Origin of the sequence: Mesorhizobium sp. M1A.F.Ca.ET.072.01.1.1, from assembly GCF_004023325.1 — a bacterium.
GTDB lineage: Bacteria > Pseudomonadota > Alphaproteobacteria > Rhizobiales > Rhizobiaceae > Mesorhizobium.
In genome coordinates this window covers 1-440 of sequence record NZ_RZSF01000746.1, presented here as the reverse complement: position 1 = coordinate 440, position 440 = coordinate 1, and the positions used below count along the sequence as shown (strand labels likewise).

1 pseudogene is annotated in these 440 nt (G+C 62.0%); it reads right to left on the bottom strand.

The annotated features are described in order from the left end of the window. Positions 1-242: pseudogene (locus tag EOA32_RS37840) on the bottom strand (BA14K family protein); the annotation flags it as partial. Between the last annotated feature and the right edge of the window lie 198 nt (positions 243-440).

Genomic DNA, 440 nt, shown 5'->3' with positions numbered 1-440 from the left:
CGGCGATATTCGCGATACCCGCGATGGCCATTCCAGTACATGTCACCGTTGCGCGAATAGACGCGGTTGCGCGAGATGGTGCGGTGCCGTCGCCACTCCTGGTACTGGACGGTCTGGACATCAGACGAAAGCCCTTGCGGCTGCGGCGCATAGATTGGCTGGGCATTCACGGACATGACGTCCGCTGCCACGAACGAAGCCGACAGCGCGGCCGCCAGCAGGCTTGATGCGATCCTGTTCATCGCTCTTCTCCTCGAAGGGTGTTGATGTCCCTTGTGGGAAAAAAACGGGTGACGTAGGCAATTGTTCCCACGTTCCCGTCCAGATTGCAGAATGCGCCCCGATGGTAGCAGCGCTTGGATGCAAGGCCCAGCCTTCGACCCTCTCGCGCGCTGTGCCGCGCACGCTCGCATGGCTCACAATGCCGCGCCGGACACGGC